The sequence below is a fragment of the Reyranella sp. GW821-FHT12G01 genome, from assembly GCF_058806575.1.
In genome coordinates, this window is sequence record NZ_JBXAPV010000001.1 from 3,147,619 (window position 1) to 3,166,153 (window position 18,535).

Consider the following 18,535-nt stretch of genomic DNA (forward strand, 5'->3'; position numbering starts at 1 on the left):
AATTGCCTGGGGACAGGGCTGCGGCCGGACCGGCGTTGGCGCGGCTCTTGCTCCCCTCCGGCCAATGCGAAGCAAAGGGAGGCTGCGATGCGGTTGATCGGCGTGGACGTGGGCGGCACCTTCACGGATCTGGTCTTTGCCGACACCGAGGCCGGCCGTACCGCCGTGCACAAGGTCTCGACCACGCCCGACGATCCGTCGCGTGGCGTCGTGCAGGGCCTCATGGCGCTCTGCGACAAGTATTCGATCCCGCGCGAGACCATCGACACCGTGTTCCACGGCACGACCATCGCCACCAACGCGATCCTCGAGCATGACGGCGCGGTCACCGGCATGATCACCACCGGCGGCTATCGCGACATCCTGCATATCGGCCGCCACCAGCGGCCGCAGCATTACTCGATCATGCAGGACATTCCCTGGCAGGACCGGCCGCTGGTGAAGCGCCGCCATCGCAAGACGGTGACGGAACGGCTGGTGCCGCCGCGTGGCGAGGTGCTGGAGCCGCTCGACGAGGACGGCGTGCGCCAGGCCGTTCGCGAGTTGAAGGAGGCCGGCGTCCAGGCGATCGCGATCTGCTTCCTCTTTTCCTATCTGGACGCCAGCCACGAGGCGCGCGCGATGGAGATCGTGCGCGAGGAATATCCCGAGTGCTTCGCCACCACCTCTTCGTCGGTGTCGCCGCAGTTCCGCGAGTTCGAGCGCTTCACGACCACGGCGATGAACGCCTTCGTCGGCCCGAAAGTACGCAACTACGTGACCCGGCTCGAATCGGAGATCGAGGCCTCGGGCTTCAAGGCCGACCTGCGCATCATGGCCTCCAACGGCGGTGTCGCGACGCCAGCTATGGTGGCTGAGCGGCCGGTACTCACCCTTCTGTCAGGCCCGGCCGCCGGCGTGATCGGCGGCGACTGGGCTGGCGCGCTCTCGGAAAAGCGCAACCTCATCACCTTCGACGTCGGCGGCACCTCGGCCGATATCGGCATCGTCACCGAGGGCGGCTTCGGCGAGGCGACGGCGCGCGACACGTGGATCGCGGGCTTCCCGGTGCTGGTCCCGATGATCGACGTGCACACGATCGGCGCCGGCGGCGGTTCGATCGCCTATGTCGACCAGGCCGGCGCCTTCAAGGTCGGCCCGCGCTCGGCCGGCGCCGTGCCCGGTCCCGCCGCCTACGGCCGCGGCGGCACGCGCGCCACGGTGACCGACGCCAATGTCGTGCTGGGCCGCCTCGACAAGGGCAACTTCCTGGGCGGCGGCATGTCGCTCGACGAGGTCGCGGCCCGGCGCGTGATCGGCGAACTGGCGCGCGAGCTTGGCCTCTCCGACCGCGAGGCAGCCGAAGGCGTGGTCACGCTCATCAACGCCAACATGGCCAACGCCATCCGCTCCCGCACCGTCCAGAAGGGCATCGATCCGCGCAACTACGCGCTGGTGGCGTTCGGTGGCGCGGGACCGCTGCACGGCGCGGAGGTCGCCGACATGCTGGGCGTCACCGAGGTGATCGTGCCGCCCCATCCCGGCATCACCTCCGCGGTCGGCCTGCTGATCAGCGACCTGCGCTACGACGCCATCCGCACCTCGTTCCAGGTCTCGGGCGCCGCCGATCTTTCACGCATCAACGCCGATTTCGACGCCATGGCGAAGGAGCTTGCCGGGCGCTTCACCGCCGACGGCATCGATCTCGCGCAGGTAAGGTTCGAGCGGCGCGGCGACCTGCGCTACGTCGGCCAGGGTTACGAACTCCGGGTCACCTTCCCAGATGGACTCCTCGACGAGGCCGCCCTCGCCAAGGCCTTCGAGGCCTTCCACGAGGTCCACAAGCGCGAGTACGGACATCACTTCGCCGACTCCGCGATCGAGATCGTGAACCTGCGCGTGGTCGGCGCGGCCAGCGCCGCCACCATCGCCAAGCCCGTGCCCGACGGCGCCCGTTCGCTGGAGGCGGCGACCGTCCGCTCCGGCAACGGCACCTTCCGCGTCGACGGCAAGCTCGCCGACTACCCGACGACCTTCTACCGCCGCGACCTGCTGCCGGTCGGCGAACGCATCCCCGGTCCGGCCATCGTACTTCAAATGGACACCACGACGGTCGTGCCGCCGCACTTCAGCTTCGAAGCCGACACCGCCGGCAATCTCATGATCCGCAAGGAGGCCAAGCAATGAGCACCGCCCCCGCCCGCCAGCCCGCGACCAAGCCCGATCGCATCGACCCGATCACCACCAGCGTGATCCAAGGCGCGCTCGAGAACATCGCCGTCGAGATGGGCTACAAGCTGATGCGCATGAGCTACTCCTCGATCATCCGCGAGTCGGAGGATTTCGGAGCGGCCCTCGTCGATGCGGAAGGAAGAGGTCTTGCCGAATCGGCGCAGTCGACGCCGCTGCAGTCCGGCCCGATCCCCGGTTATGTGCGCGGCATCCAGCGCATCCTGAAGGAGCGTGGCGACACGATCCGGCCCGGCGACGTCATCATGCACAACGACGCCTATTCCGGCGCCAGTCACGGACCGGACGTCGCTTTCATCGTGCCGGTGTTCGTGGCCGGCCGGCTGATCGCTTTCGCGGCGACCACGGCACACCATCTCGACATCGGTGCGCTGTCGCCCGGCTCCTGCGGCATCGTCGAGGCGATCGACGCCTATGCCGAGGGCCTGCAGTTCAAGGCCATCAAGGTCTACGACCGCGGCGTGCGCAACGACGCGGTGTGGCAGATCGTGCGCGACAATATCCGCGCCTCGGACCTCGTGGTCGGCGACATGGATGCCCAGGTGGCCGCCGCCCGCATCGGCGCGGAACGCATGGTCGAGCTGGTCGAGCGCTATGGGCTCGAAACCTTCGATCAGGCCTGCGACGCGCTGATGGACCATGCCGAGCGACTGATGCGGCAGGCGATCGCCAAACTGCCCGACGGCGTCTATCGCGCCGAGACCGCCATCGACGGCTATCTCGACAGCGACGATCCCTCCAAGAAGGAACTGCCGATCGTCGTCACCATCACCAAGAAAGACGACTCCCTCGTCGTCGACCTCACCGGCACGGCGCCGCAGGTGCCCGACCGGCCGATCAACATGCCGCTCGAAGGCACCGCCGACATTGCGATCTGGCTCACCATCCGGTCCGTGCTTCTCGATACCGAGGTCCACGGCCACATCCCGGTGAATGCCGGCCTCATCCGGCCGATCACCATCGTAGCGCCCAAGGGATGCCTCGCCAACCCGACCTTCCCCGCCCCCACCATCGCGCGCTTCTGCCCAGGCAATCAGCTCGCCGACACGGTGATGAAGGCGCTGTCGGCCGCGATGCCGGGCAACGTCTCGGCCGGTATCGGCAACCTCAAGGTCATCGCCTTCTCCGGCCTCAAGGACGGGACGCACTGGGTGCACATGGAGATCTTCGAGGGCTCCTATGGCGGGCGCCTCGGCAAGGACGGCATGGACGCCGTCGACACGCTCTACGCCAATACGCGCAACAACCCGATCGAGGACATCGAGACCCACCTACCGTTGCGCGTGCTGCGCTACGAGCTGCGCGAGGATGTGGCCGGCGCCGGCAAGTGGCGCGGCGGCCTGGGCTCGGTGCGCGAGTTCACTTTCCTCAGCGAGGGCGGTGCCTCGGTCGAGGGCGAAGGCCATCGCTATCGTCCCTGGGGCTTTCTCGGCGGCAGCGAAGGCATGCCGGCCAAGCTCGACCTGATGATGCCCGGCCATGCCGACCGCGCACTCCCGTCGAAGGTCCCGCACATGAACATCGGCAAGGACGGCCGCTTCGTCTGCTACGGCCCGGCCGGCGGCGGCTACGGCAACCCGCTGGAGCGCGATCCAGCCGATGTCGCCGACGACGTGCTCGACGGCGTGATCTCGGTCGAGACCGCGCTCAGGGACTATGGCGTCGTGATCTCGGCCAAGGGCATCGTCGATGCCGAGGCGACGCTGAAGGCGCGAGCCCGCTGAGCCTCAGAAGCTTGCGGCGCCGCCGTCGATTGGCACCTCGATGCCGGTGATGTAGCTCGCCTCATCCGACGCCAGGAAAAGGACGGCGCGCGCCACTTCCCCGGCGGTGCCGAAGCGCTTCATCGGATTGCCGGCGACCCATTGCTGTTTCGTCGCGGCAAGGTCGTTTCCGCTCACGCCAAACGTCTCGAAGATCGGCGTGTCGATGGGACCGGGGCTCACCACGTTGACCCGGATCCCCCGGTCGACGAGTTCGGCGCCAAGACTGCGTCCCAGCGAGCGCGTGGCGGCCTTGCTCGCCGAATAGACCGTAGCAGTCGCCACACCCTTGCCCGACGCCAGCGAGGCGTTGAGCACGATGGCGCCGCCGCGTCGCATCAACGGCAGCGCCTTCTGCACCGTGAAGTACAGGCCCTTCACATTTGTGTTCATGATGCCGTCCCAGTCGGACTCGGTCACCGCCTCGATCGGCGCAAAGCGGGCGATACCGGCATTGGCGAACAGCACGTCGATGCGTCCCTTGCGGCTCTCGACCTCGCGCATCAGCGCCTCGATGTCCTGCAGGCGCGAGACGTCGGCCACGACGCCGATGGCTTTCGCCCCGATCTCCGACACGGCGGCATCGAGCTTGCGCCGGTCGCGGCCGGAGATCACCACGTCAGCGCCCTCGGCGGCAAAGGCCTTCGCCGCGCCCAGACCCAGCCCGCTGTTGCCGCCGGTGACGAGCACCACCTTGCCGTCGAATCTCGTCGCCATCGTGCGGCCCCCTTACGTGATTTGCGGCGCAGTATACGTCTATTGGCAGGACGCGACTTCTGATCCATCAAGGCGCGATGGATTATCAGCTCAAAGGCCGGACCTGCCTCGTGTCCGGCGCAAGTTCCGGCATCGGCGCCGGCGTCGTCAGGCTCCTGGCCCAGCAAGGCGCGCGCGTCGTCGCCACGGCGCGACGGGCCGAGAAGATCGAACGGCTCGACGGCGTGACCGTCGTTGCGGGCGACGTCACCGACAAGGCCGATCTTGCGCGCATCGTCTCCGAGGCCGGCACGGCGCTCGGTCCCATCGATATCCTGGCGAACTGCGCCGGCGGCTCGCGGCCGACCGGGCCGGATGCCGCCGAGGATGTCTGGGAGGAGGCCTTCGCCCTCAACTTCACGGCGGCGCGGCTGCTCACCAAGGCGCTGCTGCCGGCGATGCGGGCGCGCAAGTGGGGCCGGATCGTCAACATCAGCGGCTCGATGGAGCCGCGCGGCCTCAACGCCGCCATCGCCGCCAAGGCCGCTCTTCATCTTTGGGCGAAAGGCCTGTCCTGCGACGTGGCGGCCGACGGCGTCACCGTCAACACCATCCAGCCCGGCCGCATCAACAGCGAGCAGATCCTGCAGAAGCTCCATCCGACCGAGGAAGCACGCCGCACCTTCATCGAACGCAACATCCCGATCGGCTATTTCGGCGAGCCCGAGGATGTCGCCAGTCTCGTCGCCTTCCTCGCCTCTCCGGCCGCGCGCTACATCACCGGCGCCGTGATCCCGGTCGATGGCGGCATGCACTATTTCGGGCACTGAGGGTCGCGATGAAACAGCATGGCCAGATGCGCCTCGGCGTCTTCGTGCAGACGCCCGGTCATCATGTCGGAGGCTGGCGTCATCCGGATGCCGATGCGCGCACGCCCAACCTCGCGCTGATGCAGCACATCGCCGCCACGGCGGAAGCGGCCAAGTTCGACATGTTCTTCCTGGGCGATGGTTTCGCCACCGGCTACGGCGAGCATCCCTCGACCATCGGCAAGTTCGAGCCGCTCGGCCTCTTGTCCGCGCTCGCGATGGGCACGAAGCGCCTCGGCCTCGCGGCGACCGCTTCGACCACCTACGCCGAGCCCTATCACGTGGCCCGTGGCTTCGCCTCGCTCGACCATCTCTCCGGCGGGCGCGCCGGCTGGAACGTGGTGACGACGGCCTACTCGAAATCCAGCGCCGTGTTCGGCCGCCAGCATCCGCCGCATGCCGAGCGCTATGCGATGGCGGAAGAGTTCGTCGAGGCCTGCCGCCTCCTGTGGGACAGTTGGGACGACGACGCCTTCATCGCCGACAAGGAGGCCGGCCTCTTCGTGCGGCCGGGCAGCCTCCACGTGCCGGCCTTCGAGGGGAAATATTTCTCGATCCAGGGCGCGCTCAACGTGCCGCGGCCGCCGCAGGGCCATCCGGTGTTGATCCAGGCGGGCTCCTCGGGTCCCGGCCAGGCGCTCGCGGCGCGCATCGCCGACGTCGTCTTCACGGCGCAGAACGACCTCACCGAAGCGCAGGCTTTCTATAAGAGCGTGAAGGCGCAGCTCGCGGACAATGGACGTGGGCCCCGGGCGGGCCTGGTGATGCCGGGCGCGATGCCGGTGGTGGGGCGGACCGAGAAGGAGGCGCAGGAGATCTTCGCCGAGCTCAACCGCAACATCGACACCGCGCAGGCCTTCACCGTCCTGTCGGAACGGCTGGGCGCTGACATGTCGGTCCATCCGCTCGACGGTCCCGTGCCGGACGTGCCGGAGACCGAGCATCTCAAGAGCCGCGCGGCCCTGCTGATCCAGATGGCGCGGCGCGAGAACCTGACCCTGCGCCAGCTCTTCCACCGGGTCGCCGCGGCGCGCGGGCATCTCCTGCCGATCGGTACGCCGCTCCAGATCGCGGACGTGCTGGAGAAGTGGTTCCGCGAAGGAGGCGCCGACGGCTTCAACGTCATGCCGCCGTTCTTTCCCGGCCAGTTCGACGCCTTCGCTCAGGGTGTCGTGCCGATCCTGCAGGAGCGTGGCCTGTTCCGTGCCGACTACTCCGGCGCCACGCTGCGCGACCATCTCGGTCTGGAGCGGCCGGCGGACCGCCGCGGACGATAAAATAACCCATTTGAATCAACGGCTTGACCACAGTTATCCCGGGTCTGCACTCCGCCCTTGCGCCGGGCGGTGCGACTCCTGATATAACGACCTCGAGGGGCCGATGTGGGCGGAGCAGTCGCCAACCCGGTCAGATCCGGAAGGAAGCAGCCGTAACGAATTCGCTTCGGGTCATGTCGGTCTCTCACCCGTTCCCCTGCGCGCGCCGCCGCGGAGGGCGGGCGGCCCAGGCGCGATGACCGCCGGGCCTTAAGGGGTCACGGCGCAGAATAGCGGGTGATCGCCATGGCCAAGGCCACCACGGGCTCGGAAGACCCGGCACTCCCGTATCGTGTCCTAGCCCGCAAATACCGTCCCGTCGATTTCACGACCCTGGTCGGCCAGGAAGCAATGGTGCGCACCCTGCGCAACGCCATCGCCACCGGCCGCATCGCGCATGCCTTCATGCTCACCGGCGTGCGTGGCGTCGGCAAGACGACGACCGCCCGCATCATCGCCCGCGCTCTGAATTGCATCGGCCCCGACGGCAAAGGCGGCCCGACCGTCGATCCCTGCGGCGTCTGCGACAACTGCAAGGCCATCACCGAAGACCGCCATGTCGACGTGATCGAGATGGATGCGGCCTCCCGCACCGGCATCGACGATGTACGCGAGCTGATCGAGGGCGTGCGCTACCGCCCGGTCTCGGCGCGCTACAAGGTCTACATCATCGACGAAGTGCACATGCTGTCGGAGAAGGCCTTCAACGCGTTGCTGAAGACGCTGGAAGAGCCGCCGCCGCACGTGAAGTTCCTGTTCGCCACCACCGAGATCCGCAAGGTGCCGGTAACGGTGCTGTCGCGCTGCCAGCGCTTCGATCTGAAGCGCGTGCCGCAGGAAACGCTGGTCGAGCATTTCGGCAAGATCGCGCAGGCCGAGAAGGTCGAGATCTCGCCCGAGGCGCTGACCCTGCTGGCGCGCGCCGCCGACGGCTCGGTGCGCGACGGCCTCTCCATGCTCGACCAGGCAATCGCCCATGGCGGCGGCGTGGTCGACGCCGCTCAGGTCCGCGACATGCTGGGTCTCGCCGACCGCAGCCGCGTGCTCGAACTGTTCGAGAAGGTGATGCGCGGCGACGCCCCCGCCGTGGTCGCGGCGCTGGGCGAGATGCACGATTCCGGCGCCGATTCCGTGGTCGTGCTGCAGGACCTGCTGGAACTCACGCACTGGGTGACGCGCCTCAAGGTGGCACCCGAAGCCGCCGCCTCCACCGCCGACAGCGAGCGCGCGCAAGGGCTCGCCATGGCCGGCAAACTTTCCATGGCGTCGCTCACGCGCGCCTGGACCCTGCTGCTCAAGGGCCTGCAGGAGACGCTGGCCGCGCCCTCACCGCTGCGCGCCGCCGAGATGGCGCTGATCCGCCTCTGCTACGTGGCCGACCTCCCCTCGCCCGGCGACGCCATCAAGGCGCTGCAGAATGGCGGCGGTGTTCCGGCCGGTGCTGGCGCCCCGGCGCCAAGAGGCAATGGCGGTGGCGGCGGTGGAGCCGCCGCGCGCCTCGCGACCCAGCCCGTCACGGCGGTCGCCGCCCAGGCGGCCCCGGCGATGCCGGCGCCGCGCAACTTCACCGAGGTTGTGGCGCTGTTCGAGACCCGGCGCGAGGCGCGGCTGGTGCACAGCCTGATGCATCATGTCCACGAAGTGCGCTGCGAGCCTGGCCTGATCGAGTTCCGCCCGGAGCCGCGCGCGCCGACCGATCTCGCGCCGCGCCTCAGCGAGCTGCTGAGCCAGTGGACCGGCCGCCGCTGGATCGCCTCGGTCTCCAGCGCCGAGGGCAAGCCGACCCTCATCCAGCAGAAGGCGACCAAGGCCGACGACCTGCGCAGCTCCGCCGGGAACAACGAGCTGGTGATGGCCATATTGAAGACATTCCCCGGCGCCAAGCTCGATGCGGTGAAGCGCAAGGGCGAGCAGACGTCCATGGTGGGCGAGTTCATCACCGAAGAGCCGCCCCCCGCCGAGGAATACCCGGCCGACGACGATATCCCGGAAAGCGAGTACTGATGTTCGACAAGCTCAAGGACCTTGGCGGCCTGATGCAGCAGGCCCAGCAGATGCAGCAGAAGATGCAGGAGCTGCAGGTGGCGCTCGAGCGCCTGGAGATCGTGGGCTCGTCGGGCGCCGGCCTGGTCAAGGTGACGGTCAACGGCAAGAACGAGACGCGCAAGGTCGAGATCGACGCCTCGCTGTTCAAGCCCGAGGACAAGGGCGTGGTCGAGGACCTGATCGTGGCCGCCGCCAACGACGCGCGCGGCAAGGTCGAGCAGACCGTGCAGGAGCAGATGCGCGACATCACCGGCGGCCTGCCGCTGCCGCCGGGCTTCAAGCTCTAGTCGACGCGATGAACGGGCCCGAGATCGAGCGGCTGATCCAGCTCCTCGGCCGCTTGCCGGGACTTGGTCCGCGCTCGGCGCGACGCGTCGCGCTGCATCTTCTGAAGAAGCGCGAGACGCTGATGCAGCCGCTGGGCGCGGCGCTGGCCGACGCGGCGCGCGCCATCCGCGCCTGCGGCGTCTGCGGCAATCTCGACACGATCGATCCCTGCTCGATCTGCGCGGACTCGCGTCGCGACGCCGGCCTGATCTGCGTCGTCGAGGATGTCGGCGACCTGTGGGCCATGGAGCGCGGCCGCATCTTCTCCGGCCGCTACCACGTGCTGGGCGGCTCGCTGTCGGCGCTCGACGGCATCGGACCCGAGGAACTGAACATCGGCAGTCTGGTGAAGCGCGTCGCCGCCGGCGGCGTGCGCGAGATCATCATGGCGACCAACGCCACGGTCGACGGCCAGACGACGGCGCACTATCTCGCCGAACGGCTGGCCGAACACGACGTGCCGCTGACGCGGTTGGCGCACGGCGTGCCGGTGGGTGGCGAACTCGACTGGCTGGACGACGGCACGCTGGCCACCGCGTTCAAGGCGCGGCGAGCTCTCTAGCGGCATCCTCATGAGCTACGAAACCCTCGCCGCCATCGCCGTCGCCCTGGGCGCCGGCTGGGCGAGCGGGTTGAACACCTATGCCGCCGTGCTGGTCCTCGGTGCCGCGCAGCGCCTGGGCTTCGTGACCCTGCCGCATGATTTGCAGGTGCTGGGATCGCCCTGGGTGCTGGGCGTGGCGGGGATCCTGTTCGCGCTCAATTTCTTCGCCGACAAGATCCCCTACATCGACAGCATCAACGACGCGCTACAGACCTTCGTGCGCATTCCGGCCGGCGCGCTGCTGGCCTATGGCGCGGCCGGCGGTCTCAGCCCCGAGGTCGCGATCATCGCCGGGCTTCTCGGCGGCACGCTCGCGGCCGGCACCCATGTGGCCAAGACCGGCACGCGCGCGCTGATCAACACCTCGCCCGAACCGTTCAGTAACGTGTTCGCCTCGCTGGGCGAGGACGTCACAGTGTTCGGCGGGCTGGCGCTGGCGATCGCCCATCCGATCACTTTTTTGTGCCTGCTGGCGCTGTTCGTGATCCTGCTCATATGGCTGCTGCCGAAATTGATCCGGCTCGCCCTGGTGCCGTTTCGCCGGTTGGCACGGGCCCGCCAAAAACCTTGACCCGGACGCCCGTCGTCGACCTAAGGCGTAAGAACTGCCGCTTTCCTTCGCCGTCCCGAGGGGTACACTCCTAGCCGCAAGCACATGTTCATCCGTCAGAACATCCAGTCCCTTCGGTTCTTCCGCACGACGCCGGCGATGCGCTGCCCGTACTTGCCGCATCGCCTGGAGACCAAGCTCGTCACCGAGTTGAGCGGACCGGATGCGATTTCCCAGCACGACACGCTGACCGACGCCGGCTTCCGCCGCTCGCACCACTTCGTCTACAAGCCGCTGTGTGACGGTTGCAGAGCGTGTGTGCCGGTTCGCATCCGGGTGCGGGACTTCGAGCCCAGCCGGGCGCAGCGCCGCATCCAGCGCCGCAACGAGCATGTCCACGCGACCGAAGTGCAGGCCCTGGCGACCGGCGAACAGTTCTCGCTGTTTTCACGCTATGTGCTGACGCGCCACCGCGACGGCGACATGGCCGACATGGATTTCGACGACTACCGCGCCATGGTCGAGGAAAGCCCGGTCGAGACGGCGATCATCGAGTTCCGGGACGATTCGGCCGACGGGCGGCTGGTCGGCGCCTGCCTCGTCGACTGGCTGTCGACCGGCGTGTCGGCGGTCTACAGCTTCTTCGATCCGCAGGACCCGCGGCGGGGCCTCGGCACGCATATGATCCTGTGGCTCGCCAATGCCGCGGCCAAGCGCGGCCTGCCCTACGTCTATCTCGGCTACTGGATCGCCGATTCCACGAAGATGGCCTACAAGCAGTCGTTCCGGCCGCTGGAATTCTTCGGCCCCGACGGCTGGACGGAATTGCCTACGGCATAGGCACTGCAGCCGCGGTGGAGCGACTTGACGCACTTTCTCCGCCACGCGGACCCTTGCGGGCTCTGGCATCGCCCAGCGGACCACGTTAAGAGAGTCCATCCGTCGGCGAGAACGGATGGTCGGCCAAAAAAGAACTCGCATGCAGGGGAGACGGGATGCGCTCATTGCTGGCATTCAGCGCGCTTATCGACGCGTTAAACGAAAAAATCGGCGGTCTATGTAACTGGCTTGTCCTGCTGGCCTGCGTCGTCAGCGCCGGCAATGCCATGGTCCGCTACGCCTACGATACGAGCTCGAACGCCTGGCTCGAGATCCAGTGGTACATGTTCGCCGTGATCGTGATGCTCGGCGCCTCCTACACGATGAAGCGCAACGAGCATGTCCGGGTCGACATCTTCTACATGACCTTGAGCCGCCGCGGGCAGCTCTGGGTCGACATCCTCGGCACGCTGGTCTTCCTCCTCCCGACCTGCACCATCCTGGCCTGGCTGAGCTGGCCGTTCTTCATGCAGTCGTTCAACGTGAACGAGCATTCCTCGAATGCCGGCGGACTGCTGCGCTGGCCGATCAAGCTGGTGCTGCCGGTGGGCTTCGCCCTGGTGGCCCTGCAGGGCCTTTCCGAACTCATCAAGCGTGTGGCGTTCCTCAACGGATACCCCGTGGATAGCCTCGAAGCTCATTACGAGAGGCCCACGCAATGATCCCGTTGGAGTGGATGCCGCCGCTGATGTTCGGCGGCCTGGTCGTCTTCATGCTGATCGGTTATCCGGTCGCCTTTTCCCTCTGCGCCGTCGGCTTCTTCTTCGGCTTCCTGTCGATCGACATGGGCTATTTCACGATGGCCTTCATGCAGGCCATCCCCGGCCGTGTGTTCGGTTCGATCCTGTCGAACGAGCTGCTGCTCGCCATCCCGTTCTTCACCTTCATGGGCGCCATCCTGGAGAAATGCGGGTTGGCGGAGGACATGCTCGAATCGATGGGCCAGCTGTTCGGCCCCATCAAGGGCGGGCTGGGCTACTCGACCATCATCGTGGGCTTCATCCTCGGCGCCATCACCGGCACCGTGGCCGCGCAGGTCATCGCCATGGCGCTGATCACCCTGCCGGTGATGATGCGCTACAAGTACGACATGCGTTACGCGACCGGCGTACTGGCCGCGTCGGGCACGATCACGCAGCTCGTGCCGCCCTCGCTGGTGCTGATCGTGCTGGCCGACCAGCTCGGCCGGTCGGTCGGCGACATGTATCTCGGCGCCTGGGGCCCCTCGCTCCTGCAGATCGCGCTGTTCGCCGGCTACACCTTCTATGTGACGATCGTGAAGCCGGAGGCCCTGCCCCCGGTGCCACGGACGCTGTTCGGCAAGGCACTTCTGGTCAAGTGCGCCTGGGGCATCATCCCCGCCGCCGTGCTCATCTTCCTGGTGCTCGGCACCATCATGATGGGCCTGGCGACCCCGACCGAGGCAGGCGCGATGGGCACGATCGGTGCGATCGTCCTGGCGGTGGTGCGCAATGCACCGCTCACCAAGTTCGATCGCATCATGTTCTTCGGTGGCTGCGCCGCCGCGATCATCGGCGCCCTGATCGGCACCGTGGCCTTCAAGTCGTTCGCCTTCAAGGTCGCCTTCACGATCATGTTCGCCTCGATCATCTGGCTGTGCTGGCGAGCCTGGCAGGAGAAGGACCTGCGTGACCTGATCGTCCAGGCCTTCCAGGCGACGATGCGCATCACCGCGATGGTCGCCTTCATCCTGGTCGGCGCCACCTGCTTCTCGATCACCTTCCAGGGTGTCGACGGCAACCTCTGGGTCGAGCACCTGATGTCGAGCCTGCCGGGCGGCGTCTGGGGCTTCCTGATCGTCGTGAACCTGTTCGTGTTCTTCCTGGCGTTCTTCCTCGATTTCTTCGAGATCGCCTTCATCATCATCCCGATGCTCGCGCCGGTGGCCCAGAAGCTGCTCGCGCCGGTCGTCGGGGCCGATGCCGCCCTCATCTGGTTCGGCGTCATGCTCTGCGTGAACATGCAGACCTCGTTCATGCACCCGCCCTTCGGCTTCGCGCTGTTCTACCTGCGCAGCGTGGCGCCCAAGGAAGTGAAGAGCTCGGACATCTACTGGGGCTCGATCCCCTGGGTGCTGCTGCAGCTCATCATGGTGGCGATCGTGATCGCGGTGCCGCAGTCGGTGACCTACTTCCTCGACAAGCCGAGCGGGATCGATCCCAGCAAGGTGACGATCGAGCTGCAGGCGCCGCCATCGGAAGACTCGGCCCCGCCGGTGTTCGGGGCGCCGCCTAAATAAGGGGTAACTCCCTCCCACGAAGAAAACGACACTCGCCCGCCGGCACCACCGGCGGGCGTTTTCTTTGGTATCCTGCGCCCATGATGCTGGTCTTCAGAACGGCGCTCCTTTGGAGCGCGAAGAAACCGGATGCGTCATACACGCAGCCTTCACGCCCTACGTTCGTGCCTTGGGCCGCGAGCTCCCAGCCGATGGACCTCAGGTCTCGATTGCTTCCCCATTCCGATGGGGAAGTGCCCCGTCTTACGGGGCGATGGGGTCATGGGCGTCGCAAAGCTATGACCCCTCCGTCGCCGTACGACGGCGCCACCTCCCCATTTGAATGGGGAGGAAAACGATTCTTACGATACCAAACAAAAAAGCCCCGCCAATCGGCGGGGCTTTCTCTTTGTGCGCTTCGCTGTTAGCGGCCGGCGGCCGACATGGCGAAGTTGAAGTTGTCGAACGTGTTCTCGGCGACGCGGAACCACAGGTTCTCGTCGGAACGGAACGCCTTCAGGCTGTCGTAGATCTTCTTGAACTTCGGATCCTTGGCCGAGAGTTCGTCGTAGTACTTGTAGGCCTCGTTGAAGCACGGCTCGAGGACCGAGCGCGGGAACGGCCGCAGCTCGGCGCCGCCGGCCACCAGACGGCGCAGCGCCGCCGGGTTGCTGGCGTCGTACTTCGGCACCATCCAGGACGTGACCAGGCCGGACGCGACCTCGACCATGCTCTGATAGTTCTTGGGCAGCTTCTCCCATGCCTGGTTGTTGATGTAGAGCGAGCCGCCGGAGCAGCCTTCCCACCAGCCGGGGTAGTAGTAGTACTTGGCGACCTTGTTGAAGCCGAGCTTCTCGTCGTCATACGGGCCGACCCATTCGCAGGCGTCGATCGTGCCCTTTTCCAGCGCCGGATAGATGTCGCCGCCGGCGATCTGCTGCGGCACCACGCCGAGACGCTCCAGGATCAGGCCCGCGAAGCCGCCGACGCGGAACTTCAGGCCCTTCATGTCGTCCATCGACTTGATTTCCTTGCGGAACCAGCCGCCCATCTGGCAGCCCGTGCCGCCGAAGACGAAGGAGCGGAAATTGTACTCCTTGTAGAAGTCGTTGATCAGCTGGTGGCCGCCGCCGAAATAGAGCCAGGCGTAGAGCTGGCGCTGGTTGAGCGAGAACGGCAGGCCGGTCTCGAACACGAAGTTCGGATGCTTGCCGAAATAGTAGTAGGCGGCGGTCTGGCCGGCCTCGACGGTGCCGTTCTGGACGGCGTCGGCGACCTGCAGGCCCGGGACGATTTCGCCGGCGGCGAAGGCGCGGACCTGGAACTTGCCGTCGGACATCTCGCCGATGACCTTGGCGAACAGCTCGGAGCCGCCATAGAGCGTGTCGAGCGACTTCGGGAAGCTCGACGTCAGACGCCACTTCACTTCCGGCATGCTCTGGGCGATCGCCGGCGCGGCGACCGTGGTCGCTGCCGCAACTCCCGCGGCGCCCACGCCCGCGGTCTTGATAAACTTCCTGCGTTGCATTTTTCTGTTTCCTCCCGTGGTTGCCTTTATGGCCCCCTTCAGCAACTGCAACACTGGCATGCGAAATTGGCTTTGAAAAGCTCCCGCATGCCGAAAAACCCTTAAATATCTGCAATGTTCCACGCGTCAGCGCCGTGGTTTGGGCAACAAAAAAGCCCCGCCGAAGCGGGGCTTTTCGACCGGCGGACGCCGGCTGGTTTCTAGAGCTTATTGGCCGCCGACTGGCGCGCCATGAAGTTGTCGAACGTGTTCTCGGCCACGCGGAACCACAGCACCTCCTCGTTCCGGAAGGGCTTCCACGAGTCGTAGACCTTCTTGAACTTCGGGTTCTTGGCGATGGTCTCGGCATAGAGTTCGTTGGCCGAGTTGAAGCACGCTTCCATCACCGCCTGCGGGAACGGCAGGAACTTCGTTCCGGCCGCGACCAGCTCGCGCAGCGCGCGCGGGTTCTGGGCGTCGTACTTGGCGACCGACCAGCTCACCGTGTCGCCGGCAGCCGCCGCGACGGCTTCCTTGTACATCGGCGGAAGCGCCTCGTAGGCCTTGTCACCGCAGTAGAGCGACAGCGCCGCGCAGCCTTCCCACCAGCCGGGATAGTAGTAGTACGGCGCGACCTTGTTGAAGCCGAGCTTCTGGTCGTCGTACGGACCGACCCACTCGGCCGCATCGATCGTGCCCTTTTCGAGCGCCGGATAGATGTCGCCGCCGGCGATCTGCTGCGGCACCACGCCGAGCTTCGCCATGACCTGGCCGGCGAAGCCGCCGATGCGCATCTTCACGCCCTTCAGGTCGTCGACGGTCTTGATCTCCTTGCGCCACCATCCGCCCATCTGGGCGCCGGTGTGGCTCATCAGGAAGGAGGTCATCTTGTATTCCTTGTAGAAGTCCCGCATCAGCTCGAGACCGCCACCGAAATAGACCCACGCATTGTGCTGGCGGGTGTTGAGGCCGAACGGCAGCGCCGTGTCGAAGGCGAAGGTCGGGTCCTTGCCGACATAGTAGTAGGCGGCGGTGTGGCCGCACTCGACCGTCTCGTTCTGGACGGCGTCGACGACCTGCAGGCCCGGGACGATTTCGCCGGCGGCGAAGACGCGGATCTGGAACTTGTTGTCGGTGAGGGCGGCAACGCGCTTGGCGAAGTACTCACCCGCGCCGTAGATCGTGTCGAGCGACTTGGGGAAGCTCGACGCCATGCGCCACTTCACCTCGGGCATCGACTGGGCAACCGCCGGGGCGGCCAGGACGCCGGCAGTGGCGACCGTCGCACCGCCGACTCCGGCCGTGCGCAAGAATTTGCGACGTTGCATTTGGAATATCTCCCTAAAGTCTCTTACTTCTGAACGCGCTTCTGCAACGCGAACCACCTTGGCGGCGCCGGTTTATCGCATAGCGCAACGGCGATGAAAAGCAGTTGCCGGGAGCCTGCAGACAAAGAAAAACCCCGCCGAAGCGGGGTTTTCCGAAGCTTTTACAGGGGCTTGGGCTCAGAGCTTCCCGGCCGCCGACTGGCGCGCCATGAAGTTGTCGAGCGTGTTCTCGGCGACGCGGAACCACAGGACTTCCTCGGCGCGGAACGGCTTCCACGTTTCGAAGATCTTCTTGAACTTCGGGTTCTTCTCGTTGAGCTGCGCGAACACGTCGTTGGTCGCGTTGTAGCAGGCCTCGAGGATCTGCGGCGAGAACGGCAGCAGCTTGGTGCCGGAAGCGACCAGCTCACGAACCGCCTTCGGGTTCTGAGCGTCGTACTTCGACAGCATCGAGGTGTGCGCCTTGGCGGCGGCGGCCTCGACGATCGCCTGGTACGACTTCGGCAGTTCCGCCCACTTCGTGGTGTTCACGTAGGCCGAGAGCTGCGGACCGGCTTCCCACCAGCCCGGATAGTAGTAGTTCGGCGCGACCTTGTTGAAGCCGAGCTTCTGGTCGTCGTACGGGCCGACCCACTCGGCGGCATCGATCGTGCCCTTCTCGAGGGCCGGATAGATGTCGCCACCAGCGATCTGCTGCGGCACCACGCCAAGCTTGGTCAGCACTTCACCGGCGAAGCCGCTGACGCGGAACTTCAGGCCCTTGAGGTCGTCGACGGTCTTGATCTCCTTGCGGAACCAGCCGCCCATCTGGGCGCCGGTGTTGCCGCACGGGATCGAGTGGATGTTGTAGTCCTTGAAGAAGTCGTTCATCGCCTGACGACCGCCGCCCCAGTTCCACCAGGCATCCTGCTGGCGGGCGTTGAGGCCGAACGGCACGGCGCAATCGAGCGCGAAGGTCAGGTCCTTGCCGACGTAGTAGTAGGACGCGGTGTGGCCCATCTCGACGGTGCCGTTCTGGACGGCGTCGGCGACCTGCAGGCCCGGGACGATCTCACCAGCGGCGAACAGGCGAATCTGGAACTTGCCGTCGGTCGCGTCGGAAACGTACTTCGTGAAGAGCTCGCCCGACCCGTAGATCGTGTCGAGCGACTTCGGGAAGCTCGACGCCATACGCCACTTGAGCTCGGGCGACGACTGCGCGATGGCCGGAGCGGCCAGCGCACCGGTGGCGGCGACGGCGGCGGTGCCGACGCCGGCCGTACGGATGAATTTGCGACGCTGCATAAACTTGGACTCCCAGATCGTGAGCAGGACGGCACGGATGCCGCCTGAATTGCGCGGCTTATGACATGCGCGCCATGCCTGGCGAAAGGTTCAACGCATGAGCAATAAGGTGAGCGCCAATGCGCCCACTGCAATGCGGTACCAGGCAAAAACGGTAAAGCCGTGGCGGCTGATGAACTGCACGAAGGCGCGCACGACCAGCATCGCCGAAACGAAGGCGGCGACGAAGCCCAGGGCGATGATGCCGCCATGGTCCCAGCTCAGCGACGACCAGTTCTTGAACAGGTCGTAGACCGTCGCCCCGAGCATGGTGGGCATCGCCAGGAAGAACGAGAACTCGGCAGCCGTCGCACGATCCACGCGGAAAGCGCGGGCGCCCATGATGGTCGAGCCGGCACGCGATACGCCCGGGATCATCGCCAGGCATTGGCACAGGCCGATGTAGAAAGCGGTCTTGAGGTCGACATCGTCGAGCGTCTTGATGCGCGGGCGCTGCGCGAACCTCTCGATAACCAGGATGGCGATGCCGCCCACGATCAGGGCGATGGCGACCACCCACGGATTGAACAACACCGATTTGATGTACTTGTGGGCCGCGACGCCGATGACCGCCGCCGGCAGGAAGGCCACCACGATGGCCGTGGCGAAGCGGATCGCCGGCTTGTCGCGCCGCAGGACGCCTTCGACCGTCGTCCAGATCTTCGCGCGATAGAGAAGGCAGACCGCGAGGATCGCGCCGAGCTGGATCACGATCTCGAAGACCTTGCCGGGCGGTCCCTGGAAGTGGAGCACATCCTCGGCAAGGATGATGTGTCCCGTCGACGAGACGGGCAGGAACTCGGTGAGACCTTCGACAACGCCGATCAGCAGCGCCTTCCAGATCAGCGTCAGGTCCATT

At 66.3% G+C, this 18,535-nt stretch carries 16 protein-coding genes and 1 other RNA gene; 12 read left to right on the forward strand and 5 right to left on the reverse strand.

The features are described 5' to 3' along the window. Positions 1-87 precede the first annotated feature (87 nt). Together AC1RP5_RS15160 and AC1RP5_RS15165 are read left to right on the forward strand one after the other, a co-directional pair. Positions 88-2,166: a hydantoinase/oxoprolinase family protein gene (locus tag AC1RP5_RS15160; protein ID WP_493111808.1), complete on the forward strand. Its 2,079-nt coding sequence runs from the start codon at positions 88-90 to the stop codon at positions 2,164-2,166. Beyond that, complete coding sequence (locus tag AC1RP5_RS15165) at positions 2,163-3,953, forward strand: hydantoinase B/oxoprolinase family protein (protein WP_493111810.1); 1,791 nt, start codon at positions 2,163-2,165, stop codon at positions 3,951-3,953. The genes AC1RP5_RS15160 and AC1RP5_RS15165 overlap by 4 nt, the downstream gene beginning before the upstream one ends. A gap of 3 nt (positions 3,954-3,956) precedes the next feature. Here AC1RP5_RS15165 and AC1RP5_RS15170 read toward each other — a convergent pair whose 3' ends face one another. Beyond that, positions 3,957-4,709 (reverse strand): glucose 1-dehydrogenase, encoded by a 753-nt coding sequence (locus AC1RP5_RS15170; protein ID WP_493111812.1) that lies wholly within the window; start codon positions 4,707-4,709, stop codon positions 3,957-3,959. A gap of 77 nt (positions 4,710-4,786) precedes the next feature. On the opposite strand from AC1RP5_RS15170, the gene AC1RP5_RS15175 reads away from it, so the two are divergent. The 10 genes from AC1RP5_RS15175 to AC1RP5_RS15220 all read left to right on the forward strand — a co-directional run bounded on the left by AC1RP5_RS15175 (position 4,787) and on the right by AC1RP5_RS15220 (position 13,539). Then, positions 4,787-5,518, forward strand: coding sequence for an SDR family NAD(P)-dependent oxidoreductase (locus AC1RP5_RS15175; protein ID WP_493111814.1), 732 nt, complete (start codon positions 4,787-4,789; stop codon positions 5,516-5,518). 8 nt (positions 5,519-5,526) lie between these two features. Further along, complete coding sequence (locus AC1RP5_RS15180; RefSeq protein ID WP_493111816.1) at positions 5,527-6,834, forward strand: LLM class flavin-dependent oxidoreductase; 1,308 nt, start codon at positions 5,527-5,529, stop codon at positions 6,832-6,834. A gap of 94 nt (positions 6,835-6,928) precedes the next feature. Then, positions 6,929-7,023, forward strand: an RNA gene (ffs, locus tag AC1RP5_RS15185) — signal recognition particle sRNA small type. A gap of 96 nt (positions 7,024-7,119) precedes the next feature. Next, positions 7,120-8,877, forward strand: coding sequence for a DNA polymerase III subunit gamma/tau (locus AC1RP5_RS15190; RefSeq protein WP_493111817.1), 1,758 nt, complete (start codon positions 7,120-7,122; stop codon positions 8,875-8,877). After that, positions 8,877-9,206 (forward strand): YbaB/EbfC family nucleoid-associated protein, encoded by a 330-nt coding sequence (locus AC1RP5_RS15195; protein ID WP_493111818.1) that lies wholly within the window; start codon positions 8,877-8,879, stop codon positions 9,204-9,206. Before AC1RP5_RS15190 ends, AC1RP5_RS15195 begins: the two co-directional genes overlap by 1 nt. Before the next feature lie 8 nt (positions 9,207-9,214). Next, a complete protein-coding gene (gene recR, locus AC1RP5_RS15200; RefSeq protein ID WP_493111820.1) occupies positions 9,215-9,808 on the forward strand; it encodes a recombination mediator RecR in 594 nt (197 codons plus the stop codon). Positions 9,809-9,818: 10 nt separating this feature from the next. Beyond that, positions 9,819-10,421 (forward strand): DUF4126 domain-containing protein, encoded by a 603-nt coding sequence (locus AC1RP5_RS15205; RefSeq protein WP_493111821.1) that lies wholly within the window; start codon positions 9,819-9,821, stop codon positions 10,419-10,421. Between the two features lie 84 nt (positions 10,422-10,505). Beyond that, positions 10,506-11,240, forward strand: coding sequence for an arginyltransferase (locus AC1RP5_RS15210; RefSeq protein WP_493111823.1), 735 nt, complete (start codon positions 10,506-10,508; stop codon positions 11,238-11,240). A gap of 155 nt (positions 11,241-11,395) precedes the next feature. Further along, positions 11,396-11,941, forward strand: a complete 546-nt coding sequence (locus AC1RP5_RS15215; protein WP_493111825.1) for a TRAP transporter small permease subunit — start codon at positions 11,396-11,398, stop codon at positions 11,939-11,941. Further along, positions 11,938-13,539, forward strand: coding sequence for a TRAP transporter large permease (locus AC1RP5_RS15220; protein WP_493111827.1), 1,602 nt, complete (start codon positions 11,938-11,940; stop codon positions 13,537-13,539). Before AC1RP5_RS15215 ends, AC1RP5_RS15220 begins: the two co-directional genes overlap by 4 nt. Before the next feature lie 403 nt (positions 13,540-13,942). On the opposite strand, the gene AC1RP5_RS15225 is transcribed toward AC1RP5_RS15220, so the two are convergent. The 4 genes from AC1RP5_RS15225 to AC1RP5_RS15240 all read right to left on the reverse strand — a co-directional run bounded on the left by AC1RP5_RS15225 (position 13,943) and on the right by AC1RP5_RS15240 (position 18,534). Beyond that, positions 13,943-15,046, reverse strand: coding sequence for a TRAP transporter substrate-binding protein (locus AC1RP5_RS15225; protein WP_493111828.1), 1,104 nt, complete (start codon positions 15,044-15,046; stop codon positions 13,943-13,945). A 200-nt stretch (positions 15,047-15,246) separates the two neighbouring features. Further along, positions 15,247-16,353, reverse strand: coding sequence for a TRAP transporter substrate-binding protein (locus AC1RP5_RS15230; RefSeq protein WP_493111829.1), 1,107 nt, complete (start codon positions 16,351-16,353; stop codon positions 15,247-15,249). A gap of 177 nt (positions 16,354-16,530) precedes the next feature. Further along, the gene (locus tag AC1RP5_RS15235) at positions 16,531-17,637 is read right to left on the reverse strand and encodes a TRAP transporter substrate-binding protein (protein WP_493111831.1); all 1,107 of its coding nucleotides are present in this window, start codon (positions 17,635-17,637) and stop codon (positions 16,531-16,533) included. Positions 17,638-17,727: 90 nt separating this feature from the next. Continuing rightward, positions 17,728-18,534 carry an undecaprenyl-diphosphate phosphatase gene (locus AC1RP5_RS15240; RefSeq protein ID WP_493111833.1) on the reverse strand — a complete coding sequence of 269 codons (807 nt, stop codon included), beginning with the start codon at positions 18,532-18,534 and terminating at the stop codon, positions 17,728-17,730. Position 18,535: the final 1 nt, after the last annotated feature.